Source organism: Pseudomonas sp. S2_F07, assembly GCF_054668325.1.
Window position 1 is genome coordinate 5,860,931 of the sequence record NZ_CP162758.1, and the last position, 23,618, is coordinate 5,884,548.

General features: G+C 61.3%; 23 protein-coding genes and 1 other RNA gene. 7 read left to right on the plus strand and 17 right to left on the minus strand.

From position 1 onward, the window contains the following. The first annotated feature begins 19 nt into the window (after nt 1–19). An RNA gene (gene ffs, locus AB4O40_RS26635) (signal recognition particle sRNA small type) lies at nt 20–116 on the plus strand. A gap of 60 nt (nt 117–176) precedes the next feature. Here the strand turns inward: ffs and AB4O40_RS26640 are convergent. Beyond that, nucleotides 177–974, minus strand: coding sequence for a substrate-binding periplasmic protein (locus AB4O40_RS26640; RefSeq protein ID WP_460057276.1), 798 nt, complete (start codon nt 972–974; stop codon nt 177–179). A 123-nt stretch (nt 975–1,097) separates the two neighbouring features. Between AB4O40_RS26640 and dnaX the strand changes: the two genes are divergently transcribed. The 5 genes from dnaX (at nt 1,098) to AB4O40_RS26665 (ending at nt 6,903) form a co-directional block, all read left to right on the plus strand. After that, the gene (gene dnaX / locus AB4O40_RS26645) at nt 1,098–3,203 is read left to right on the plus strand and encodes a DNA polymerase III subunit gamma/tau (protein WP_460057273.1); all 2,106 of its coding nucleotides are present in this window, start codon (nt 1,098–1,100) and stop codon (nt 3,201–3,203) included. 67 nt (nt 3,204–3,270) lie between these two features. Beyond that, a complete protein-coding gene (locus AB4O40_RS26650; protein WP_007971455.1) occupies nt 3,271–3,609 on the plus strand; it encodes a YbaB/EbfC family nucleoid-associated protein in 339 nt (112 codons plus the stop codon). 267 nt (nt 3,610–3,876) lie between these two features. After that, a complete protein-coding gene (locus AB4O40_RS26655; protein WP_056721952.1) occupies nt 3,877–4,908 on the plus strand; it encodes an NADP-dependent oxidoreductase in 1,032 nt (343 codons plus the stop codon). Nucleotides 4,909–4,987: 79 nt separating this feature from the next. Next, nucleotides 4,988–5,590 (plus strand): recombination mediator RecR, encoded by a 603-nt coding sequence (gene recR / locus AB4O40_RS26660; protein WP_008050204.1) that lies wholly within the window; start codon nt 4,988–4,990, stop codon nt 5,588–5,590. Between the two features lie 164 nt (nt 5,591–5,754). Beyond that, a complete protein-coding gene (locus AB4O40_RS26665; RefSeq protein ID WP_056721954.1) occupies nt 5,755–6,903 on the plus strand; it encodes an acyl-CoA dehydrogenase family protein in 1,149 nt (382 codons plus the stop codon). 89 nt (nt 6,904–6,992) lie between these two features. Here AB4O40_RS26665 and AB4O40_RS26670 read toward each other — a convergent pair whose 3' ends face one another. The 16 genes from AB4O40_RS26670 to ccoN (AB4O40_RS26745) all read right to left on the minus strand — a co-directional run bounded on the left by AB4O40_RS26670 (nt 6,993) and on the right by ccoN (AB4O40_RS26745) (nt 22,694). Next, on the minus strand, nt 6,993–7,541 hold the full coding sequence (locus tag AB4O40_RS26670) for an adenine phosphoribosyltransferase (RefSeq protein ID WP_027921719.1): 549 nt from the start codon (nt 7,539–7,541) through the stop codon (nt 6,993–6,995). A 77-nt stretch (nt 7,542–7,618) separates the two neighbouring features. Continuing rightward, nucleotides 7,619–8,353 carry a fumarate/nitrate reduction transcriptional regulator Fnr gene (gene fnr / locus AB4O40_RS26675; protein WP_056721956.1) on the minus strand — a complete coding sequence of 245 codons (735 nt, stop codon included), beginning with the start codon at nt 8,351–8,353 and terminating at the stop codon, nt 7,619–7,621. Nucleotides 8,354–8,443: 90 nt separating this feature from the next. Beyond that, a complete protein-coding gene (gene hemN / locus AB4O40_RS26680) occupies nt 8,444–9,826 on the minus strand; it encodes an oxygen-independent coproporphyrinogen III oxidase (protein ID WP_223542401.1) in 1,383 nt (460 codons plus the stop codon). Nucleotides 9,827–9,991: 165 nt separating this feature from the next. Next, a complete protein-coding gene (locus AB4O40_RS26685) occupies nt 9,992–10,675 on the minus strand; it encodes a sulfite exporter TauE/SafE family protein (RefSeq protein WP_409078449.1) in 684 nt (227 codons plus the stop codon). Next, nucleotides 10,668–10,886, minus strand: coding sequence for a cbb3-type cytochrome oxidase assembly protein CcoS (gene ccoS, locus AB4O40_RS26690; protein ID WP_056721958.1), 219 nt, complete (start codon nt 10,884–10,886; stop codon nt 10,668–10,670). The genes AB4O40_RS26685 and ccoS overlap by 8 nt, the downstream gene beginning before the upstream one ends. Nucleotides 10,887–10,908: 22 nt before the next feature. Further along, entirely contained in the window at nt 10,909–13,359 is a 2,451-nt protein-coding gene (locus AB4O40_RS26695; protein WP_460057265.1) for a heavy metal translocating P-type ATPase, read from the minus strand. A gap of 109 nt (nt 13,360–13,468) precedes the next feature. Next, on the minus strand, nt 13,469–14,002 hold the full coding sequence (locus AB4O40_RS26700) for a FixH family protein (protein WP_056721963.1): 534 nt from the start codon (nt 14,000–14,002) through the stop codon (nt 13,469–13,471). 11 nt (nt 14,003–14,013) lie between these two features. Beyond that, entirely contained in the window at nt 14,014–15,429 is a 1,416-nt protein-coding gene (gene ccoG / locus AB4O40_RS26705; RefSeq protein WP_056721965.1) for a cytochrome c oxidase accessory protein CcoG, read from the minus strand. A gap of 374 nt (nt 15,430–15,803) precedes the next feature. Beyond that, nucleotides 15,804–16,781: a cytochrome-c oxidase, cbb3-type subunit III gene (ccoP, locus tag AB4O40_RS26710; protein ID WP_409078448.1), complete on the minus strand. Its 978-nt coding sequence runs from the start codon at nt 16,779–16,781 to the stop codon at nt 15,804–15,806. After that, nucleotides 16,778–16,963, minus strand: a complete 186-nt coding sequence (locus tag AB4O40_RS26715; RefSeq protein WP_003175465.1) for a CcoQ/FixQ family Cbb3-type cytochrome c oxidase assembly chaperone — start codon at nt 16,961–16,963, stop codon at nt 16,778–16,780. The genes ccoP (AB4O40_RS26710) and AB4O40_RS26715 overlap by 4 nt, the downstream gene beginning before the upstream one ends. A 5-nt stretch (nt 16,964–16,968) precedes the next feature. Beyond that, nucleotides 16,969–17,577: a cytochrome-c oxidase, cbb3-type subunit II gene (gene ccoO, locus AB4O40_RS26720; RefSeq protein ID WP_009042961.1), complete on the minus strand. Its 609-nt coding sequence runs from the start codon at nt 17,575–17,577 to the stop codon at nt 16,969–16,971. Then, nucleotides 17,577–19,019 carry a cytochrome-c oxidase, cbb3-type subunit I gene (gene ccoN, locus AB4O40_RS26725; RefSeq protein WP_056721968.1) on the minus strand — a complete coding sequence of 481 codons (1,443 nt, stop codon included), beginning with the start codon at nt 19,017–19,019 and terminating at the stop codon, nt 17,577–17,579. The genes ccoO (AB4O40_RS26720) and ccoN (AB4O40_RS26725) overlap by 1 nt, the downstream gene beginning before the upstream one ends. 483 nt (nt 19,020–19,502) lie before the next feature. Continuing rightward, the gene (ccoP, locus tag AB4O40_RS26730; protein ID WP_056721969.1) at nt 19,503–20,456 is read right to left on the minus strand and encodes a cytochrome-c oxidase, cbb3-type subunit III; all 954 of its coding nucleotides are present in this window, start codon (nt 20,454–20,456) and stop codon (nt 19,503–19,505) included. Then, complete coding sequence (locus AB4O40_RS26735; protein ID WP_056721971.1) at nt 20,453–20,647, minus strand: cbb3-type cytochrome oxidase subunit 3; 195 nt, start codon at nt 20,645–20,647, stop codon at nt 20,453–20,455. Before AB4O40_RS26735 ends, ccoP (AB4O40_RS26730) begins: the two co-directional genes overlap by 4 nt. Before the next feature lie 3 nt (nt 20,648–20,650). Further along, nucleotides 20,651–21,259 (minus strand): cytochrome-c oxidase, cbb3-type subunit II, encoded by a 609-nt coding sequence (ccoO, locus tag AB4O40_RS26740; protein ID WP_008020035.1) that lies wholly within the window; start codon nt 21,257–21,259, stop codon nt 20,651–20,653. A 10-nt stretch (nt 21,260–21,269) separates the two neighbouring features. Next, nucleotides 21,270–22,694, minus strand: coding sequence for a cytochrome-c oxidase, cbb3-type subunit I (ccoN, locus tag AB4O40_RS26745; RefSeq protein WP_056721973.1), 1,425 nt, complete (start codon nt 22,692–22,694; stop codon nt 21,270–21,272). A 95-nt stretch (nt 22,695–22,789) separates the two neighbouring features. Between ccoN (AB4O40_RS26745) and AB4O40_RS26750 the strand changes: the two genes are divergently transcribed. Continuing rightward, nucleotides 22,790–23,467 carry an alpha/beta family hydrolase gene (locus AB4O40_RS26750; protein WP_460057254.1) on the plus strand — a complete coding sequence of 226 codons (678 nt, stop codon included), beginning with the start codon at nt 22,790–22,792 and terminating at the stop codon, nt 23,465–23,467. Nucleotides 23,468–23,618 lie beyond the last annotated feature (151 nt).

The following is a 23,618-nucleotide window of genomic DNA, read 5'->3' on the forward strand; positions in this document are numbered from 1 at the left end:
AGCGTCGTTATGGTGACCCCATCGGTCCCCCCGCAACGATTACCCGTGAACCTGGTCAGATCCGGAAGGAAGCAGCCACAGCGGGAACATTGTGTGCCGGGGTGTGGCTGGTGGGGTTACCACCTTAACGCCACGCGAGTGTTCTCTCGCGTTATCTTTCTGAAATCAGACTTTCGCTAGCTGCCAGGATCTTGTCCGAGGCGGTTTTTTGTCGTTTGCGGTTTATCCACAGCCGCAGGCTCGCCACCGATATACAGCCGAACAATCGCATCGATCTCCCCGGACATCTTCATCCGCCCCAGGGTGCGCAGGATGCTCTGCACCGGGATCTTCGGGTCGTTGCGAACGTAGCAACCGATATGGTTTTCCTGCAGCACTGCCACGCCCTGCAGTTGCTGCTCCGGCAACAGGCGGTGATTGAACCAGTCCAGGCTCCATTGATTGCTGACGGCATAGTGATTGCGGCCGGCCAGGAGCTTTTCCAGCACTTGTTCCTGATTGCGTGCGTCGTCGCGCTGCAGTTGGCCGGTGTCGAACAGCGGCTGCAGGGTCGGGTAGTTGTAGCCCAGCACGGTGCCAATGGACTGTTGCGGCAAGTCGGCGGGTTTGACCGCGCCGGGCGGCGCATGCAGGGTGATCAATACGTCCGGTTGAGTGAAGAGCGGGATGCTCCAGAGATAATCATCAGGCTGATCGGGCAGCCACGATTGCGTGACATAACAGCGGACATCGACCTCGCCTTGCTCCATGGCACTTTGTATGCGCCGGCGCGGCAATACATGGAATTCGGCCGGTACGCCGACCTGGGTCGCGAGGCTGAGCATCATGTCATACAGGATGCCCTGGGTCGGTTTGCCCCGTTCAAGCTGCACCATGGGCATGCTCCAGCTGTCGGGTATCACGAAGCGCAGCGGTGCTTGCGCAGCCACGCCGTCCAGGCTGATCAACAGCAATGCCCCCAAGGCCAGCCGCATAAACACTCCGTTAATAGCCCCCGATGTGCAGCTTAGCCACAATACACGAGCGCACCGGATGCAATTTGTCCCTTGCTCCGCTAGCATTAGCCGCTTCTGCTTCCTTCGCTGCGACGGTTTTCGATGAGTTATCAGGTTCTTGCACGTAAATGGCGCCCGCGCTCGTTCCGCGAAATGGTCGGCCAGACCCATGTGCTCAAGGCTCTGATCAATGCCTTGGACAGCCAGCGGCTGCACCACGCCTACCTCTTCACCGGTACCCGTGGGGTCGGCAAGACCACCATCGCGCGGATCATTGCCAAATGCCTTAACTGCGAGACAGGTATCACTTCAACCCCCTGTGGCGAGTGTTCGGTGTGTCGCGAAATCGACGAAGGCCGCTTTGTCGACCTGATCGAGATCGACGCCGCGAGCCGCACCAAGGTCGAAGATACCCGCGAATTGCTCGACAACGTGCAGTACGCCCCGAGCCGTGGGCGCTTCAAGGTCTACCTGATCGACGAAGTGCATATGCTCTCGAGCCATTCCTTCAACGCCCTGCTCAAAACCCTTGAAGAGCCGCCCCCCTACGTCAAGTTCATCCTGGCGACCACTGACCCGCAGAAACTTCCTGCAACGATTCTGTCGCGGTGCCTGCAGTTCTCCCTGAAGAACATGACGCCGGAACGCGTGGTCGAGCATTTGACCCACGTACTGGGCGTCGAGAACGTGCCGTTCGAAGACGATGCGCTGTGGTTGCTGGGCCGTGCCGCCGACGGGTCGATGCGTGATGCCATGAGCCTGACCGACCAGGCGATTGCCTTCGGTGAAGGCAAGGTCATGGCCGCCGACGTGCGTGCGATGCTCGGGACCCTCGATCACGGGCAGGTCTACGACGTGCTGCATGCGTTGATCGAAGGCGATGCCAAGGCGTTGCTCGAAGCCGTCCGCCACCTGGCCGAGCAAGGCCCGGACTGGAACGGCGTGCTTTCGGAAATTCTCAATGTGCTGCACCGCGTTGCCATCGCCCAGGCCCTGCCGGAAGGTGTCGACAACGGTCACGGCGACCGTGACCGGGTGCTGGCGCTGGCCCAGGCGTTGCCGGCCGAAGACGTGCAGTTCTACTACCAGATGGGCCTGATCGGTCGCCGCGACCTGCCGCTGGCGCCGGATCCCCGGGGTGGTTTTGAAATGGTGTTGCTGCGGATGCTGGCGTTCCGGCCCGCAGACACCGCGGATGCCCCGAGGCAACCGCTAAAGCCAGTGGGGATCAGCCAGGCCACAGTTGATTCCGCAAACTCAGTGGCTGCCGCGCCGGTTGTTGCGCCGGTAGTCGCTGCGGCCGTTGCGCCTGTAGCGGCTGCGCCAGTGGCAGCCCCAGCGCCTGCACCGGAACCGGAACCGGAACCGGTTGTGCCGGTCGTTGTGCCAGAACCTGCGCCGGAACCAGCGCCTGCGCCTGTGGTTGAAGCGGCCGTGGTCGAAGAGGTGGTCGACCTGCCGTGGAATGACCCGGTCGAGCCTGCGCCCATTCAGCAACCGGCGGTGGAGCCGGTGCTGGAAACCGCCAGCGAACAACCCGAATTGCCGCCGATGCCGTTGCCGACGCCGGACAGTGTGGTGCCGGACGCTCCGGAATGGGCCGCCGCGCCGATCCCGGAACCCTCGGTGGCCGCCGTCGATGCCGCGACGCCGGGCATGGACCTGGATGACGAGCCGCCGCTGGACGAGGACTACATCGAGCCGGACATGGATTCGGCCTACAGCTACCTCGACGAACTGGCCAGCGAGCACGCCGCCGACCCGGCTCCGGAGCCCGAACCCGAGCCCGCGGCAATGCCGGCTACCGGTCTGGCCCTGCAATGGCTGGAACTGTTCCCGAAATTGCCGATCTCCGGCATGACCGGCAGCATCGCCGCCAACTGCACGCTGATCGCGGTGGATGGCGACAATTGGCTGATGCACCTGGACCCGGCCCACAGTGCCTTGTTCAACGCCACGCAACAGCGCCGTCTCAACGATGCGCTGAACCAGTATCACCAGCGCACGCTGACCCTGAGCATCGAGCTGATCAAGCCCGAGCAGGAAACCCCGGCACAAGCGGCTTCGCGCCGCCGCGCCAACCGTCAGCGCGAGGCGGAGGAATCGATCCACGGTGATCCGTTCATCCAGCAAATGATGCAGCAGTTCGGTGCGGTGGTCCGTAACGATACTATTGAACCTGTCGACGCCCTGGTCACTCAGGGCTAATAACTGAAGGCACCCGGCCGCATGGGCCGGGCGCTGTTTTAATCCAAGTACTTTTGAGGTGATTACCATGATGAAAGGTGGCATGGCCGGCCTGATGAAGCAGGCGCAGCAGATGCAGGAAAAAATGGCCAAGATGCAGGAAGAACTGGCCAACGCCGAAGTCACCGGTAAGGCCGGTGGCGATATGGTCACCGTGGTGATGACCGGTCGTCATGACGTCAAGAGCGTGACCATCGACCCGAGCCTGGTCGAAGGCATGAGCGAAGACGACAAGGAAATGCTCGAAGCGGTCATCGCCTCCGCGGTCAACGATGCCGTGCGCAAGATCGAAGCCAACAGCCAGGACAAGATGGGCAGCATGACTGCCGGCATGCAACTGCCGCCGGGCATGAAGCTGCCATTCTGATTCGCCTTCAGGCGGCAGATGAGTTACAAAAATGCCAGGCATAGCGCCTGGCATTTTTGTTTCTGGCTGACAGATATGTGTGGCTGACATGCCGCCATCGCGGGCAAGCCCGCTCCCACAGGTTTTGTGAACGCCGCAAATCTTGTGGGAGCGGGCTTGCCCGCGAAGAAGTCGCCTCGGTTCACCTGAATAAACATCGAACGCCATACCGCCACAAAGGTCTGCTCCCTATATCACTGAACCTCATCGATCACAGGAGACGCTGCCATGTCCGACCCCATGACCCTCAATCAACGTATTGTCCTGGCCTCTCGCCCGGTGGGCGCGCCAACGCCGGAAAACTTCCGCATGGAACGGGTGGCACTGCCGGACCTGGCCGATGGTCAGGTGCTGCTCAAGACCATTTTCCTGTCGCTGGACCCGTATATGCGCGGACGTATGAGTGACGCGCCTTCCTACGCCGCGCCGGTGGAAATCGGCGAAGTCATGACCGGGGGCGCTGTCAGCCGGGTCGAGCGCTCGCTCAATCCGAAGTTTCAGGAAGGTGATCTGGTGGTCGGTGCCACCGGCTGGCAAAGCCACAGCATCAATGACGGTCGCAGCATCATTCCTATTCCCACGCTGCCAAGCCCTTCGATGGCCCTTGGGGTACTGGGTATGCCGGGCATGACCGCGTACATGGGCTTGATGGACATCGGTCAGCCGAAGGCCGGCGAAACCCTGGTGGTTGCAGCGGCGTCCGGCGCGGTGGGCTCGGTGGTCGGCCAGGTGGCGAAGATCAAGGGGCTGCGCGTGGTGGGTGTGGCGGGTGGGGCGGACAAGTGCCGTTATGTGGTCGACGAGCTGGGCTTCGACGCCTGCATCGACCACAGGAGCGCGGACTTTGCCGACGAACTGGCGCAAGCCTGTCCCAAGGGCATCGACATTTATTATGAAAACGTCGGCGGCAAGGTATTCGACGCCGTGGTGCCGTTGCTCAATCCCAAGGCACGGATTCCGCTGTGTGGCTTGATCGCTTCCTATAACGCCCATGAGGCGCCGAGCGGCCCGGATCGCCTGCCACTGTTGCAGCGCACACTATTGACCAAGCGAGTGCGCATCCAGGGCTTCATCGTGTTCGATGACTATGGTGATCGCCAGCCGGAATTCCTCAGTGCCATGGCGCCCTGGGTACGCGATGGCAAGGTGAAGTTCCGCGAAGATGTGGTCGATGGCCTGGAACAGGCGCCCGATGCGTTCATCGGCCTGCTGGAAGGGCGCAACTTCGGCAAACTGGTGGTCCGGGTTTCCCGGGACTGAGTAATTCACGCTGCAATTTGACGCTCAACCGAGGCGCGGGTATAAACCGCGTCTCGTTGTTTTGTCGGACTTTTCCACCATGAGCTTCAGCCCTTTGATTCGCCAACTGATCGACGCCCTGCGAATTTTGCCAGGCGTGGGTCAGAAAACCGCCCAGCGCATGGCGTTGCAGTTGCTCGAGCGTGATCGCAGCGGCGGCTCGCGCCTGGCGCTGGCCCTGAGCCAGGCCATGGAAGGGGTCGGTCACTGCCGCTTGTGCCGTACGCTGACGGAAGATGACCTGTGCCCGCAATGCGCCGATACCCGTCGCGACGACACCTTGCTCTGCGTGGTGGAAGGGCCGATGGACGTCTATGCCGTGGAGCAGACCGGTTTTCGCGGGCGCTATTTCGTGCTCAAGGGCCATCTGTCGCCGCTCGACGGCTTGGGGCCGGAAGCCATCGGCATTCCCCAGTTGATGGCGCGGATCGAAGAGGCCGGCACGTTCGCCGAAGTCATCCTGGCCACCAACCCGACCGTGGAAGGTGAAGCCACGGCGCACTACATCGCCCAATTGCTCAGCAGTAAAGGCCTGATCGCCTCGCGCATCGCCCACGGCGTACCGCTGGGTGGCGAGCTGGAACTGGTGGATGGCGGGACGCTGGCGCATTCGTTTGCGGGGCGTAAGCCGATTTCGTTGTAATCGCATCAAGCCGAAAAGATCGCAGCCTGCGGCAGCTCCTACAGAAAGACACCGATCCCCTGTAGGAGCTGCCGCAGGCTGCGATCTTTTGATCTTCTATCTGTCTCTTGTAAACCAAGCAAGCGCTCGGTTAACTTCACTGACCCCTTCAGTGGAGCTCGCCGATGTCTGCCTTTCAGGAATACTTCGACCCCAGCCACCAATTGGTCCGCGACAGCGTCAGACGTTTCGTCGAGCGCGAGATTCTTCCTGATATCGAGCAGTGGGAAGAGGCCGAAAGTTTTCCTCGCGAGCTCTACCTCAAGGCCGGCGCCGCGGGGATTCTCGGCATTGGCTACCCGGAGGCTTACGGAGGCAGCCACGAAGGAGATCTGTTCGCCAAGGTTGCCGCCAGTGAAGAGTTGATGCGCTGTGGCTCTGGCGGGCTGGTTGCCGGCCTGGGGTCGCTGGATATCGGCTTGCCGCCCATCCTCAAGTGGGCCCGGCCCGATGTACGGGATCGTGTGCTGCCCCAGGTGCTGTCGGGAGAGAAGATCAGCGCCCTGGCAATCACTGAGCCCGGGGGCGGCTCCGACGTCGCCAACCTGCAAACCCGTGCTGTGCGCGACGGCGATTTCTATCGGGTCAGTGGCAGCAAGACTTTTATCACCAGCGGTGTGCGTGCGGATTTCTATACGGTTGCGGTGCGAACGGGCGAGCCAGGTTTCGGTGGCATCAGCCTGTTGCTGATCGAGAAGGGCACGCCAGGTTTCACCGTAGGACGGCAGCTGAAGAAAATGGGCTGGTGGGCGTCAGACACCGCTGAGTTGTTCTTCGATGATTGCCGAGTGCCTGTAGGAAACCTGATCGGCGCCGAGAACATGGGCTTTGCCTGCATCATGGGCAATTTCCAGAGCGAACGCCTGGCCCTGGCGTTGATGGCCAACATGACCGCACAACTGGCGCTGGAAGAGAGCCTGAAGTGGGCGCGCCAGCGCGAAGCCTTTGGCAAACCGATCGGCAAGTTTCAGGTGATCAAGCATCGCCTGGCCGAGATGGCGACCGCGCTGGAAGTGTCCCGGGAATTCACATACCGCCAGGCCGCGAAAATGGCGGCGGGGCAGGGCGTGATCAAGGAGATTTCCATGGCCAAGAATTTTGCGACGGATACCGCAGACCGGATCGTCAACGATGCGGTGCAGATTTTGGGTGGGCTGGGTTATATGCGCGAGAGTCTGGTGGAGCGGCTGTACCGCGACAACCGGATCCTGTCGATTGGCGGCGGGACGCGGGAAGTGATGAACGAAATCATCAGCAAGCAGATGGGGCTGTAATGCAAAAGATCGCAGCCTTCGGCAGCTCCTACAGGATCAAAGCCATCCCAATGTAGGAGCTGCCGAAGGCTGCGATCTTTTGATCTTTGTTACTTATCAGTCAACGCAAACTGCGTCAGGCAGAACGTAGGAATGCCCATGTCTTCCAGACGCTGCGAGCCACCCAGTTCTGGCAGATCGATGATCGCCGCCGCTTCATGCACCCGGGCGCCCATTCGGCGGATCAGGTTGGCGGCGGCGATCAGGGTGCCGCCGGTGGCGATCAGGTCATCGAACATCACCACCGAATCCCCTTCGCACAGGCTGTCGGCATGCACTTCCAGGAAGGCTTCGCCGTATTCGGTCGCATAGCCCTCGGCCAGTACGTCAGCTGGCAACTTGCCTTGCTTGCGGAACAGCACCAACGGCTTGTTCAACTGATACGCCAGTACCGAACCGATCAGGAAGCCACGGGCGTCCATCGCGCCGATGTGGGTGAAGTCAGCCTCGACGTAACGGTGGGCGAAGCTGTCCATCACCAGGCGCAGGGCCGTGGGCGACTGGAACAGCGGGGTGATGTCGCGAAAGATCACACCCGGTTTCGGGAAGTCGATGACAGGGCGGATGAGGGATTTGATGTCGAAGGAGTCGAAGACCATCGTGGTGTCCTGGCAGGGCTGCAAACGGCGAAGTATAACGGCGGCTGAACCCTTTCGCTCAGCCGCAACGTTTTGTTTCAGCCTTCCAGTGAACCACCGGCCAGGGCGCACAGCTGGATCGGGTCGATAATCCGGATTTCCTTGCCTTCTGCCGCAATCAGTTCGTTTTGCTGGAAACGGGTAAAGACCCGGGACACGGTTTCCACTGCCAGGCCCAGGTAGTTGCCGATTTCGTTGCGCGACATGCTCAGGCGGAACTGATTGGCGGAAAAACCCCGGGCGCGGAAACGTGCCGAGAGGTTGACCAGGAAGGTGGCGATGCGTTCGTCGGCGGTCTTTTTCGACAACAGCAGCATCATCTGCTGGTCGTCACGGATCTCGCGACTCATCACCCGCATCAGCTGACGGCGCAACTGCGGCAATTGCAGGGCCAGTTCGTCGAGGCGTTCGAAAGGGATTTCACACACCGAGGTGGTTTCCAGGGCTTGTGCCGATACCGGGTGCTTTTCGGTGTCCATGCCCGACAGGCCGACCAGTTCGCTGGGCAGGTGGAAGCCGGTGAGCTGTTCTTCACCACTGTCGCTCAGGCTGAAGGTCTTGAGGGCGCCAGAACGGACTGCGTAGACAGAATCGAAGGTATCGCCCTGGCGAAAGAGAAACTCGCCTTTTTTCAGCGGCCGGCCGCGTTTGACGATTTCGTCCAGCGCATCCATGTCTTCCAGATTCAGCGAAAGTGGCAGGCAAAGAGGGGCCAGGCTGCAATCCTTGCAATGGGCTTGATTATGAGCGCGCAGTTTTACTGGCTCGGACATTTCTTCAATCCTTGTGGGAAATCACACATAAGACGTAAGGGTAACTCACCATAGGATATCGAGGCCAGTCTGAGGCGCTTGCTTGCAGAATTAGATTACCCGCGAAAAGCGCTGGCGGCTGTGTTGTTCCAGATACGCGTCGAACACCATGCACACCGAGCGCACCAACAGTCGCCCGGCGGGCAGGATGGTGATCCGGTCGCGATCGAGTTCGATCAGCCCGTCTTTGGCCATGTCTTGCAATTGCGGCCAAAGATCGCCGAAGTAGCCTTGGAAATCGATGTTGAAGGCCTGTTCGATCGCGGAAAATTCCAGGCTGAAATTGCAGATCAGTTGCTGGATGACCGCACGCCGCAGCCGGTCATCGGCATTGCACAGCAGGCCGCGGCTGGTGGCCAGTTGTGACGTGGCAAGGACGTTCTGATACTCGGTCAGGTCGCTGCTGTTCTGGCAGTACAGGTCACCAATCTGGCTGATCGCCGACACGCCGAGGCCGATCAGATCGCAATGACCGTGGGTGGTGTAGCCCTGGAAATTGCGTTGCAGGGTCGATTCTTCCTGGGCAATCGCCAGTTCATCGTCGGGCAGGGCGAAGTGGTCCATGCCGATGTAGCGATAGCCGGCGCCGGTCAGTTGCTCGATGGTGCGCTGCAGCATTTCCAGTTTCTGCGCGGGTGTCGGCAGTTCATTGCTGTTGATGCGCCGTTGGGGCATGAAGCGTTCCGGCAAGTGGGCGTAGTTGAACACCGATAACCGGTCCGGTTGCAGGTTGATGACCTCTTCGACGGTGCGGGCGAAATTCTCCGGTGTCTGTCTCGGCAGGCCGTAGATCAGGTCGATATTGATCGAACGAAACTGCAAGGTACGGGCGGCATCGATCACCGCGCGGGTTTCTTCCAGGCTTTGCAGGCGATTGACTGCGCGTTGCACCGCCGGGTCGAGGTCTTGCAGGCCGATGCTGACCCGGTTGAAACCCAGTTCGCGCAGCAGGCCCATGGTCGACCAGTCGGCCTCGCGCGGGTCGATCTCGATGCCGTAGTCGCCGGAGTCGTCGTCCAGCAAATTGAAGTGTTTGCGCAAATGCGCCATCAACTGCCGCAGTTCGTCGTGGCTGAGAAAGGTCGGCGTGCCGCCACCGAAGTGCAGTTGCTCGACTTTCTGCGTAGGGTCGAGGTGGCAGGCGATCAACTGGATTTCCTGTTCCAGGCGCTGCAAATACGGCTGAGCCCGGCCTCGATCCTTGGTGATGACCTTGTTGCAGGCACAGTAATAGCAAATGTTCGCGCAGAACGGCACGTGCACGTACAGCGACAACGGGCGTTGGGCCTTGCGGCTGTCGCGCAGGGCATGGAACAGGTCGAAGGTGCCGACCTGGCTGCTGAATTGCACGGCGGTCGGATACGAGGTGTAGCGTGGTCCCGCCAGGTCATAACGGCGGATCAGATCGGTGTCCCAACGAATGGCGTCGAGCATCATGCGGGCATTCCCCCCGGATAGGCTGGCAGTGTCAGCCACTTTATGCGAGGGCGGGGTGGGGCATCTTGATTTACATCAAGATCAAAAGATCGCAGCCTGCGGCAGCTCCTACATGGATCGCGTACACCTGTAGGAGCTGCCGAAGGCTGCGATCTTTTGCTTCTAGTGCCCCATCAACCAATGCTGATGCGGCCCCGGCAAGGTCCAGATGCCGAACAGCATCACCAGCAATCCGCCCGCCATCCGCACACTGCGCTTGCGCAACACTGCGGTGACGCGCTCTGCAGCCAGGCCGGTCGCCAGCAAAACCGGCCAGGTGCCGAGCCCGAACGCGAGCATCAACAAGGCACTGTCCAGTGCGTTGCCCTGGCTGGCCGACCATAGCAAAGTGCTGTAGACCAGACCGCACGGCAGCCAGCCCCAGAGCGCGCCCAACAACAACGCACGGGGAACGTTCGACACCGGAAGCAAGCGGTTGGCGACTGGCTGGATATGCCGCCACAGGCCGCGACCGAGGCTTTCGATACGGGTCAGACCGCTCCACCAGCCGGCCAGGTACAGGCCCATGGCAATCAGCAGCAACCCGGCGAGAATACGCAGGAACATCGCCGCCGGGCTGTTGGCCACGGCCCATCCGGCCAGACCGATCAACAGTCCGGCGCAGGCATAGCTCAGGATCCGTCCCAGGTTGTAGGCCAGCAGCAGGCGGAAGCGCCGGCTGCGTTGTTCCTTGGGAATCGCCAGGGTCAGCGCGCCCATCAAGCCGCCGCACATGCCCAGGCAATGGCCGCCGCCGAGCAAGCCGAGGATCATCGCAGACACCAGCAGAGGCGCCAATTCAAGCATGGGGCGGGGCCTTGTCGTCCGTTTTGGCCGGTTGGCCGCTGGCCTCATCGACGGCGGCGGTGTGGTTCGGGTCCTGGTCGTCGAACAGGATGCTGTGGGCCGGGCCGTCGAGGTCGTCGTACTGACCGCTGTCCACCGCCCAGAAGAAGATATAGACGGCGATGGCCACGATCAGCAATGCAGCGGGGATCATCACGTATAGAGCAGGCATCTGGACTCCATGCCCGCGCGGCTCAGGCCGGCAGCGGGCGGGTTTCTGGCGTGGTGCTGGCGGCGGGCGCGCTCGGCATGCGAGTCAGGCGCAGCGCGTTCAACACCACGGTCAACGAACTGATCGACATGCCCACCGCCGCCCATACCGGCGTGATCCAGCCGAGGGCGGCGAAGGGCAACATGAGGCCATTGTACAGCCCGGCCCACAACAGGTTCTCGATAATGACCCGACGGGTGCGCCGCGCCAGGCTGAAGGCTTGTACCAGCGCGTCGAGGCGGTTGGACAGCAACACGGCATCGGCACTGGTTTTCGCCAGGTCGGTGGCCGAGCCCATGGCGACGCTGATATCCGCAGCCGCCAGCACCGGCACGTCATTGACCCCGTCCCCGAGCATCAACACCTTGCGACCTTCCTTGTGCAGTTGTTGCAGGACCTGCAGTTTATCGTCCGGACGCAAGCCGCCACGGGCTTCATCGATACCGAGTTCCGCGGCCACGCTGGCGACCATCGGCGAGCTGTCGCCGGACAACAACAGCGTGCGCCAGCCCCGCGCCTTGCACGCGGCCAACAGCGCGGGCGCATCGGCCCGCAAGCGATCATCGAGGACCAGCCAGGCCAGCGGCCCCCGGCTGTCGCCAAGCAGCAACCATTGGCCGGCTTCTTCGGGCATCGACGGCACCATGGCGCCGCTGAGTTCGCAGACGAAACGCGGTTGGCCGATGCGCAGGCGGCGCCCATCAACCAGCCCCTCCAGGCCAAGGCCCGGTGTGCCGTGGACTTCTTCGGCAGCCATCGGCGCACGACCGAAAGCACGGGCAATCGGGTGCTCGGAGCGGTTTTCCAGGGCGGCGGCGAGGCCCAGGCATTGATCGCTGTCGAGCGCTCCGAGGGGGCGGATCGAGCGTAACGCCAGGCGACCTTCGGTGAGGGTGCCGGTCTTGTCGAAAATCACTGTGTCGATCTGGTTCAGGCCTTCCAGCACATGACCACGGGTCAGCAACAGACCGAGTTTGTGCAGTGTGCCGGTGGCAGCGGTGAGGGCGGTCGGCGTGGCCAGCGACAAGGCGCACGGGCAGGTCGCCACGAGCATCGCCAGCACGATCCAGAAGGCCCGCGATGGGTCCAGTTGCCACCACAACAGGCCAATCGCGGCAGCTGCGATCAGCGACAACAGCAGGAACCATTGCGCGGCGCGGTCGGCGATTTCCGCCAGGCGCGGCTTTTCGGCCTGGGCACGATCGAGCAGGCGAACGATGGCCGAGAGGCGAGTGTCCTGGCCCAGGGCCTGGACCTCGACGGTCAGTGCGCCTTCGACGTTCATTGTGCCAGCGGTGACCGCGTCGCCCAGGGTACGGGGTTGCGGCAGGTATTCGCCGGTCAGCAGCGACTCGTCGACACTCGACTGGCCGTCGAGGATCTTGCCGTCAGCCGGGAGAATGGCGCCCGGATGAACCAGCACCTGATCGCCAATACGCAATTCACTGAGCAGAATGCGTTCGCTCTGGCCATCGGCTGTCAATCGCAGGCACGAGGCGGGCAGCAGATTAACAAGCTGTGCGGTGGCGGCGGCGGTGCGTTCGCGGGCGCGGCGTTCCAGATAACGCCCGGCCAGCAGGAACAGAGCAAACATGCCGACGGCATCGAAATACAGTTCGCCGACCCCGGTGATCGAGGTCCAGATCCCGGCAATGTAGGCGCTGCCGATGGCCAGCGACACCGAAACGTCCATGGTCAGGTGACGGGTGCGCAGATCGCGCATGGCGCCTTTGAAGAACGGCGCGCAGCTGTAGAACACAATCGGGGTGGTGAGGAACAGCGCGACCCAACGCAGGATAGTGTGCAGTTCCGGGCTGAGGTCGATGTTGAATTCAGGCCAGGTGGCCATGGTTGCCATCATCGCCTGGAACCACAGCAACCCGGCCACGCCGAGCTGGCGCAGGGCCAGGCGGTTTTCGCTGGCCAGTTGTTCGCAGGCTTGGTCGGCCTGATACGGGTGTGCGGCGTAACCGATGTGGCGCAGCTCGCTGAGGATCTGGCTCAGCGGCAATTGCCCGTCGGCCCAGCGCACGTGCAGGCGATGGTTGGACAGGTTCAGGCGCGCTTCGTCCACCGCCGGCAAGGTGCGCAGGTGTTTTTCGATCAGCCAGCCGCAAGCCGCGCAACTGATGCCTTCCATCAATAGTGTGGTTTCGGCGAGTTCACCGTCGTGGCGAACGAAGGGTTGCTGGACATCGGCACGGTCGTACAGCGCCAGTTCGTCCACCAGTTGCACCGGCAACGCTTCGGGGTTGGCCGAAGCTTCGCTGCGGTGCTGGTAATAGCTTTCCAGGCCGCCGGCAACAATGGCCTCGGCCACGGCCTGGCAACCCGGGCAGCAGAATTCGCGGGTTTGCCCCAGGACCGCAGCGGTGAAGCGGCTGCCGGCCGGGACGGGGAGCGCGCAGTGGTAGCAGGGGGTTGGGGTAGTCATCAAATATTCCGTAGGAGCTGACGAGTGAAACGAGGCTGCGATCTTTCTGGATTGATTAAAATGCAAGATCAAAAGATCGTCCGAACGCGGCCCGAGCCTTCGGCAGTTCCTACAGGTCTTCGGCACCTTGCAGCGGTTCGTCACCCAGCAGCAGGTCCTTGTCATGGCTGACCATTTCTTCTTCGAACATGCGCCAGATGTGCTCGTCCTGGGTGCCGAGCAATTCGACAAAACGCCGGCCTTCGACCTTGTCGCCCAACTGGCCGATGTAGCGGCCCTGTTCGGTTTCGCTGCGGGTCAGGGTGATCTTGCGATCCTTTTCCGGCTGGGTCGGCGAGATCAGGTTCAGCTCCAGGGTGCCGGGCTGACTGTCGCCGCTCAGGCGCAGGTCAACCTCGCCGGTCATGCCGTCGAGATGAACGCTGGCGCGCATTTTCAGGGTCTGGGCCAGCAGCTCGCGGTCGAGGGAGCGGTTGATGCCTTTGCCGGCCTCGTAGTAGTTGTCGTTGACCAGGTTGTCCGGGTTCTTCACCGCGATGGTCACCATGGACAAGGTCAGGGTCACCGAGCAGGCCAGGATCCCGATGATGATCCACGGCCAGAGGTGCTTGTACCAGGGACTTGCGGCAGTTGCTGCGGGCATGTTCAGTTCTCTCAACGATTCTGTGGGCCGATGAACCGGCTCTTGGCTTCAATGCGGACGCTGTCGTCATCGGCGTCCTTGAGGATGAATTTCACCTCGTTGGTGCTCGACGGCAGTTTTTCCGGTGCGACGGACAGTTCGGCAGGCTGGCTGACGATCTCGCCGGCCGCGACCTTGATCTCGCGTCGACCCTGCAATTTGAGATCCGGCAGGCCGGAGGCTTCGAGCAGGTAGGTATGGTCGCGCTGGTCCTTGTTCATGATTTTCAGGCTGTAGACGTTTTCGATCCGCCCTTCGGCGTTCTCGCGGTACAGCACGCGGTCCTTGCTGACATCGAAGCCCACCAGCGCACGCATGAAGAATGCCGTCACCAGCAAGCTGATCATCGCCAGCAGCACAATGGCATAGCCAATCAGGCGCGGACGCAGTTTATGGGTTTTCTGCCCGGACAGGTTGTGCTCGGTGGTGTAGCTGATCAGCCCGCGCGGGTAATCCATCTTGTCCATGATGGCGTCGCAGGCATCGATGCAGGCGGCGCAACCGATGCATTCGATTTGCAGGCCGTCGCGGATATCGATACCCGTCGGGCAGACCTGGACGCACATGGTGCAATCGATGCAGTCACCCAGGCCCTGGGCCTTGTAGTCGATGCCTTTTTTACGCGGGCCACGGCCTTCGCCACGGCGCGGGTCGTAGGAAACGATCAGGGTGTCCTTGTCGAACATCACGCTCTGGAAGCGTGCGTACGGGCACATGTAGATGCACACCTGTTCGCGCAACCAGCCGGCGTTGCCGTAAGTGGCGAGAGTGAAGAACCCGACCCAGAAGTACGACCAGCCATCCGCCTGGCCGGTGAAGAACTCGAACACCAGTTCGCGGATCGGCGAGAAGTAGCCGACGAAGGTCATGCCGGTGACGAAACCGATCAACAGCCACATGGTGTGCTTGCTGAGTTTGCGCAGGAGCTTGTTGGCGCTCATGGGCGCCTTGTCGAGCTTGATGCGTTGGTTGCGGTCACCTTCGGTGACTTTTTCGCACCACATGAAGATCCAGGTCCAGACGCTTTGCGGGCAGGTATAACCGCACCAGACCCGTCCGGCGTACACGGTGATGAAGAACAGGCCGAAGGCGGCGATGATCAACATGCCGGACAGCAGAATGAAGTCCTGGGGCCAGAAGGTGGCGCCGAAAATGAAGAACTTGCGCTCCGGCAGGTTCCACCACACGGCCTGGTGACCGCCCCAGTCCAGCCATACAGTGCCGAAATACAGCAGGAACAACAGGGCTCCGCCGGTCATCCGCAGGTTGCGAAACAGGCCGGTGAAGGCGCGGGTGTAGATTTTTTCCCTGGAGGCGTAGAGGTCGACGCTATTGTTCGCATTCTTTGTGGGTGGAGTGACGTCGTGTACCGGAATCTGGTTGCTCATCATTGCATCCCACGGCAGTGGAAAAATGCCTCGGTCAGTACGTGCCGACCGCGGTCAAAAAGGAGTGTTGCAGTGGCGCAATGATACGCCTCTCGCTCTAGCCTGCGGGTGCGACCTTTGGTCACGTTTGGCAAAATCATTTGATGGTGTAATGACTTGAATCAATTGACTTGAGAATTATGGACGGTTTTGCGCATGTCGCCGGTCATTCGGTCCACGGGTAGAAGCGTTACTACTGTGTGCGGCGATCGACAACCTCGAAGTAGGTGCCGGGCATTACCATTGGTCGAAACCATTGGACACTGCCGAACAAACAAAAGGGCCCCGCCAATTCACATTGGCGGGGCCCTTTTTTGTTGCTTCAAGCGTTTGCCTTACTCGGCGTCCGCTGCCTTCTCGCCGTGAGACAGGCTGTAGACGTAAGCGGCCAGCAGGTGAACCTTGTCGTTACCTTGCAGCTGCTCTTGCGCAGGCATCTGGCCCTGACGGCCGTAACGGATGGTCTGCTGCAGTTGAGCGAAGCTCGAACCGTAGATGAACGCTGCCGGGTGAGTCAGGTTAGGTGCGCCCATCGCCGGGGTGCCTTTGCCTTCCGGACCGTGGCACGCCACGCAGTTGGTAGCGAACAGTTTCTGCCCGGCAACCGGGTCGGCCTTGGCGCCGTCCGGAAGCTTGCGGCCATCGAGGTTGGTCAGGACAAACGCGGCCACGTCGGCCACGCCTTGCTCGCCAATCACTTCAGCCCACGCAGGCATCACCGCGTGACGGCCGCCCATGATGGTGGTCTTGATGGTTTCCGGCTCGCCGCCCCAGCGCCAGTCGGCGTCGGTCAGGTTCGGGAAGCCATAGGCGCCCTTGGCGTCGGAACCGTGGCAAACCGAGCAGTTGGAGGCGAACAGGCGGCCACCCATCTTCAGGGCTTGCGGGTCCTTGGCCACTTCTTCGATTGGCATGGCCGCGAACTTGGCGAAGATCGGACCGAACTTGGCGTCCGACCTGGCCATTTCCTTTTCCCACTCGTGAACGCCGGTCCAGCCGGTCTGGCCGTTGGCGAACGCGGTCTGCTTCTCGTTATCGAGGTAGTTGTAACCCGGCAGCAGGCCTTTCCAGTTGCCCAGGCCCGGGTACAGCACCAGGTAGCCGAGGGCGAAGATGATGGTGCCCACGAACAGCATGAACCACCATTTCGGCAACGGGTTGTCGTACTCCTCGATCCCGTCGAAGGAGTGACCAACCGTCTCGTCGGTTTGCTCGGCGCGCTGACCCTTGCGGGTGGACAGCAGCAGCCAGGTCAGGGCGAAGATGGTGCCGAGACTGAGGACTGTGACGTACAGACTCCAGAATGTAGTCATTCTTTGTTACTCCTAGAAGCTTGCTCGACGTGCTTGATGGCTTCGGGATCATCCGCGAAAGGCAGCAAGGTAGCGTCTTCAAACTCCGACTTGCGCTTGGGACTGAACACCCACAGTGCCAGTCCGATGAAGGCCACCATCACGACAACGGTGCCCAGGCCACGAATCATCCCGATATCCATCCAGATCACCGTTTGCTTTTGATGATGGTGCCCAGGCCCTGCAGATAGGCCACCAGCGCGTCCATTTCGGTTTTGCCCTTCACAGCATCCTTGGCGCCGGCGATGTCTTCGTCGGTGTAAGGGACGCCGAGCGTGCGCAAGACTTCCATTTTCTTGGCGGTGTCTTTGCCGTCGAGCTTGTTTTCCACGAGGAACGGGTAGGCCGGCATTTTCGACTCGGGCACTACGTTGCGCGGGTTGTACAGGTGCGCACGCTGCCAGTCATCGGAGTAACGACCGCCGACACGGGCCAGGTCCGGACCGGTCCGCTTGGAACCCCACAGGAACGGGTGGTCCCAGACGCTTTCACCGGCGACCGAGTAGTGGCCGTAGCGTTCGGTTTCAGCACGGAACGGACGGATCATCTGCGAGTGGCAGCCGACACAACCGTTGGCGATATAAACGTCCCGGCCTTCCAGTTCAAGGGCGGTGCGGGGCTTCATGCCCTCGACCGGCTTGTTGGTGACATCCTGGAAAAACAGCGGAACGATCTGGGTCAGGCCGCCGATGCTGACGGCGATGACCATGAAGAAGGCCAGCAGGCCAATATTCTTCTCGACTGCTTCATGCTTCATCAGTGAGCTCCAACTACGGCAATCTGTTCGGCGGCTTTGGCTTCAGCCGGGTTCGAGGCGCGTACGGTACGGAATACGTTGTAGGCCATGAACAACATGCCGGTGGCGAAGAACGCACCGCCCAGGGCACGGACGATGAAGCCCGGGTGGCTGGCTTGCAGCGCTTCGACGAACGAGTAGGTGAGGGTGCCGTCATCGTTGATTGCACGCCACATCAGGCCCTGGGTGATGCCGTTGACCCACATCGAAGCGATGTAGAGCACGGTACCGATGGTCGCGAGCCAGAAGTGGGTGTTGATCAGGCCGGTGCTGTGCATCTGCGCACGACCGAACAGTTTCGGGATCATGTGGTAGACCGCGCCGATCGAGATCATTGCAACCCAGCCCAACGCGCCGGCGTGTACGTGGCCGATGGTCCAGTCGGTGTAGTGCGACAGGGAGTTCACGGTCTTGATCGCCATCATCGGCCCTTCGAAGGTCGACATGCCGTAGAACGCCAGGGAGACGACCAGGAAGCGCAGGATCGGGTCGGTGCGCAGCTTATGCCAGGCGCCCGACAGGGTCATCATGCCGTTGATCATGCCGCCCCAGCTTGGCGCCAGCAGGATGATCGACATCGCCATGCCCAGGGACTGAGCCCAGTCCGGCAGTGCGGTGTAGTGCAGGTGGTGCGGACCTGCCCAGATGTACAGGGTGATCAGCGCCCAGAAGTGCACGATCGACAGGCGATAGGAGTAGATCGGGCGTTCGGCCTGTTTCGGCACGAAGTAGTACATCATGCCCAGGAAGCCGGTGGTCAGGAAGAAACCCACGGCGTTGTGGCCGTACCACCACTGGATCATCGCGTCCGTCGCACCCGAGTAGGCCGAGTAGGACTTGAACAGGCTGACCGGCAGCGACATGTGGTTGACGATGTGCAGCATCGCGGTCACGACGATGAACGCGCCGTAGAACCAGTTACCCACATAAATGTGCTTGGTCTTGCGCTTGACGATGGTGCCGAAGAACACCAGGCCGTAGGTGACCCAGACAATGGCCAGCAGAATAGCCAGGGGCCATTCCAGTTCCGCGTATTCCTTGGTGGTAGTGAAACCCATCGGCAAGGTAATGATCGCGCCGACGATCACCGCTTGCCATCCCCAGAAGGTGAAGGCGGCGAGGCTGTCGGAAATCAGTCGCGTTTGGCAGGTTCGCTGCACGACGTAATAAGAAGTGGCAAACAGTGCACATCCACCGAAGGCGAAAATCACCAGGTTGGTGTGCAGCGGGCGCAGGCGTCCAAAGCTCGTCCATGCCAGACCGAAGTTCAACTCCGGCCAGACCAGTTGCGAGGCAATGAAGACACCGAGCCCCATGCCAAGGATCCCCCAGACCACCGTCATGATGGCGAACTGGCGGACTACCTTATAGTTATAAGCAGTCGGACTGATTGCTGTGCTCATTCTAAGGTTCCACGGTTTGGGTGTTTTATTAGGATTAAAAATCGGCCGCAAGTATGGAGAAAGCAAGGGGTCATTGCAACGCGCCATGACCTGGGTCAATGCTTTCAAAAGCTGATTCTGCGGCCTTTCCATGCGCCGCGTAAGGACAAATTTGCCCGCGGGCAAAACGTCCCGGCGGACTGATCAGGCGAGGGGGTCAGGTCGGATGTAACGGGGTGTGTTCAAACGCAACGTTTGGCTGACCGGAGGCAACTGGCGCGACAGCCGGTATCTACCAGCCTTTGCGGCCTGTTCATCGGGCAGATTCGTCGAACACATCGTTCAGGGTCGACCTGGAACCGGCACCGGCCAGTCCGCATCGGGGGAAGCTTAGACCCGAATCCGGTGATCCGAAAGAAAGTCTGCGGGAGGGTGCGACAATGGGTCGCAAAGGGGCAGGGAACTGCCGCATCCGGGAGAATGCGGCAGCAGAGCGGTCGGGATTTATTTGCGGTTGTCTTCAGCCTGCAGGCGCTCGGTATTCAAACCGTGGGACAGGCTGTACACATACGCGGCCAGCAATTGCACCTTGTCATTGCCCAGCAGTTCGTTCTGCGCCGGCATATGGCCCTGGCGACCATGCCGAATCGTCTGCTCAAGCTGCGTCAGGCTTGTACCGTAAATGAAGCCGGCCGGGTGCGTCAGGTTCGGCGCGCCCATGGCTTCAGTGCCCTGGCCGTTTGCGCCATGGCAGGCGACGCAGGTGGTGCTGAAGGCTTGCTGTCCGGCTTGCAGGTCGACTTTGCTGTCGGCGGGCAGCGGCAGGCCGGCCAGATCATGGCGCACATAAGCGGCGACGTTTTTCACACCTTCCTCACCCAGGACTTCACCCCAGGCCGGCATCATCGCCATCCGGCCACCCATGATGGTGGTCTTGATGGTTTCTGCGCTGGCGCCCCAGCGCCAGTCGCTGTCGGCCAGGTTGGGGAAGCCGAATGCACCCTTGGCGTCCGAGCCGTGGCACACCGAACAGTTGGAGGCAAACAGGCGGCCGCCCATTTTCAGTGCCTGCGGGTCCTTGGCCACTTCTTCCACGGGCATCGCCGCGAATTTGGCGAAAATCGGTCCGAACTTCGTGTCAGCCTTGGCCATTTCCTTTTCCCATTCATGCACCCCGGTCCAGCCGTTTTCGTAGCCGGGGAGGATGCCTTTCCAGTTGCCCAGGCCGGGATAAAGGATCAGGTAGCCGACGGCAAACACCAGGGTGCCAACGAACAGCATGAACCACCATTGCGGCAGCGGGTTGTCGTACTCCTCGATGCCGTCGAAGCTGTGGCCCATGGTCTGGTCGACACTGCCCTTGGTTTCGCCCTTGCGGGTGCTGAGCAGCAACCAGGTCAGGCCGATCAGGCTGCCGATGGTCAGTACGCAGATCCACGTACTCCAGAAGGTGGTCATGGCCGGGTACTCCTTGTTGCTGATTCTTCAGTGATGTCGGGTTGTGGCTCGTCGGCGAAGGGCAGCAGGCGCGCTTCGGCGAATGCCGGGCCGCGCTTGCCGTTGAATACCCACAACGTCAGGCCGACGAAGGCCACGAACACCACGACGGTGCCGAGGCCGCGGATCATTCCAGTGCTCAATTCAAACATTGCTCACCTCTTGCTCTTGATGGCAGTGCCGAGCACTTGCAGGTAGGCGACCAGTGCATCCATCTCGCTCTTGCCCTTGAGGGAAGCGACGGCCCCGGTAATGTCCTCGTCGGTGTACGGCACGCCCAGGGTGCGCATGGCCTTGATCTTGGTTTCGGTATGACTGCTGTCGAGCTGATTGGCCACCAGCCACGGGTAGGCCGGCATCTTTGACTCCGGCACGACATTGCGCGGGTTGTACAAGTGCGCGCGGTGCCAGTCATCCGAGTAGCGCGCGCCGACCCGCGCCAGGTCCGGTCCGGTGCGTTTAGAGCCCCACAGGAAGGGGTGATCCCACACGCTTTCACCGGCCACCGAGTAGTGACCGTAGCGTTCGGTCTCGGCGCGGAACGGCCGGATCATCTGTGAGTGGCAGCCGACGCAGCCTTCGCGGATGTAGATGTCGCGACCTTCCAGTTGCAGTGCGGTGTAGGGCTTCATGCCTTCCACCGGTTTGTTGGTCACGTCCTGGAAGAACAGCGGAACGATCTGGGTCAGGCCGCCGATGCTCACCGCCAGGATCATCAGCAGCAGCAACAGGCCGACGTTTTTCTCGATAGTTTCGTGTTTCATGGCGGACTCCTCAGGCCATCTGCGCGGCAGCGGCGACTTCGGCAGGCTGCGAGGCCCGCACGGTGCGCCAGGTGTTGTAGGCCATCAGGAACATGCCGCTGAGGAAGATCGCGCCGCCCACCAACCGCACGACGAAGCCTGGGTGGCTGGCCACCAGGGTTTCGACGAAGGAGTAGGTCAGCGTGCCGTCTTCGTTCACCGCACGCCACATCAGGCCCTGGGCGATGCCGTTGACCCACATCGAGGCGATGTAGAGCACGGTGCCGATGGTGGCGAGCCAGAAGTGCGCGTTGATCAGGCCGATGCTGTGCATCTGCTCGCGGCCGAAGACTTTCGGGATCATGTGGTACAGCGCGCCGATGGAGATCATCGCCACCCAGCCCAAGGCACCCGCGTGTACGTGGCCGATGGTCCAGTCGGTGTAGTGGGAGAGGGCGTTGACCGTCTTGATCGCCATCATCGGCCCTTCGAAGGTCGACATGCCGTAGAACGCCAGCGACACCACGAGGAAGCGCAGGACCGGGTCGCTGCGCAACTTATGCCAGGCGCCCGACAGGGTCATCATGCCGTTGATCATCCCGCCCCAGCTCGGCGCCAGCAGGATCAGCGACATCACCATGCCCAGCGACTGCGCCCAGTCCGGCAGCGCGGTGTAGTGCAAGTGGTGGGGGCCTGCCCAGATGTACAGGGTAATCAGCGCCCAGAAGTGCACGATCGACAGGCGATAGGAGTACACCGGACGCTCGGCCTGTTTCGGCACGAAGTAGTACATCATCCCGAGGAAACCGGCGGTGAGGAAAAAGCCTACGGCGTTGTGCCCGTACCACCATTGCACCATCGCGTCGGTGGCACCGGAGTACAGCGAGTAGGACTTGGTGAAGCTGACCGGCAATTCCATGTTGTTGACGATGTGCAGGATCGCCACGGTGATGATGAACGCACCGAAGAACCAGTTACCGACATAGATGTGCTTGGTCTTGCGCTGCATGATCGTGCCGAAGAACACGATGGCGTAGGCGACCCAGACAATGGTGATCAGGATGTCGATCGGCCATTCCAGTTCGGCGTATTCCTTGGAACTGGTGTAGCCCAGCGGCAGGCTGATGGCCGCCAACAGAATCACCAACTGCCAGCCCCAGAAACAGAACGCGGCGATTTTCGGTGCGAACAGCCGGGTCTGGCAGGTACGTTGTACTGAATAAAACGAACTGGCGAACAGTGCGCAGCCGCCGAAGGCGAAGATCACCGCGTTGGTGTGCAGCGGGCGCAAGCGGCCGAAGCTGGTCCACGGCAAATTGAAGTTGAGTTCGGGCCAGACCAACTGGGCAGCGAGAAAAACCCCGAGCCCCATGCCGACGATGCCCCACACCACCGTCATAATGGCGAATTGGCGGACCACCTTGTAGTTGTAGGCGGTACTGATAGAAGTGTTCATGGTTCCCCATCCACGGTTCAGCCGAAGTGAGCGCACTCGCGCAAGGCAGCGCACCCTTCGGCCGGAGTTATAGGCAGACTAAAAGCGAGGCAAGCATGGACAAAGGGCACAATGCCGGTATTGACGGGGATCAATGGGCGCAGTGCGTGCGGGATCATGGATGGTTGTGGAACGCCGCCGCTGGCAAGGCTGCCGCGACGCTGATCCTCGCCCATGGCGCCGGCGCACCGATGGACAGCGACTGGATGAGCGACATGGCTGCACGCCTCGCCGCGCAAGGCCTCAACGTGTTGCGCTTCGAGTTTCCCTATATGGCGCAGCGGCGCCTCGATGGCGGCAAACGCCCGCCGAACCCGGCGCCGAAACTGCAGGAGTGCTGGCGCGGGGTGTATGCCCAGGTGCGACGTCATGTCACTGGGCCGCTGGCCATCGGCGGCAAGTCCATGGGCGGTCGCATGGCCAGTTTGCTGGCTGATGAGTTGGGCGCGGATGCGCTGGTGTGCCTGGGGTATCCGTTTTATGCCGTGGGTAAACCGGAGAAGCCGCGGGTTGAGCATTTGGCCGGACTGAAGACGCGAACCTTGATCGTGCAAGGTGAACGCGATGCGCTGGGCAATCGGGAGGCGGTCGAGGGGTACGCGCTATCGCCGGGTATCGAGGTGTTCTGGCTGGTGGCGGGGGATCATGACTTGAAGCCGTTGAAGGCTTCGGGGTTTAGCCATGAGCAGCATTTGGCGGCTGCGGCGGGGAAGGTGGTTTCATTCCTTCAGTGAAAGATGTGGTGTTGCAAATGGCCTCTTCGCGAGCAAGCCCGCTCCCACAGGGTTTTGCACTGTACATAAATTCAAGCCACACCAAATATCACTGTGGGAGCGGGCTTGCTCGCGAAGAGGCCTGTCCAGGCGATATACATTTCAGACTGGC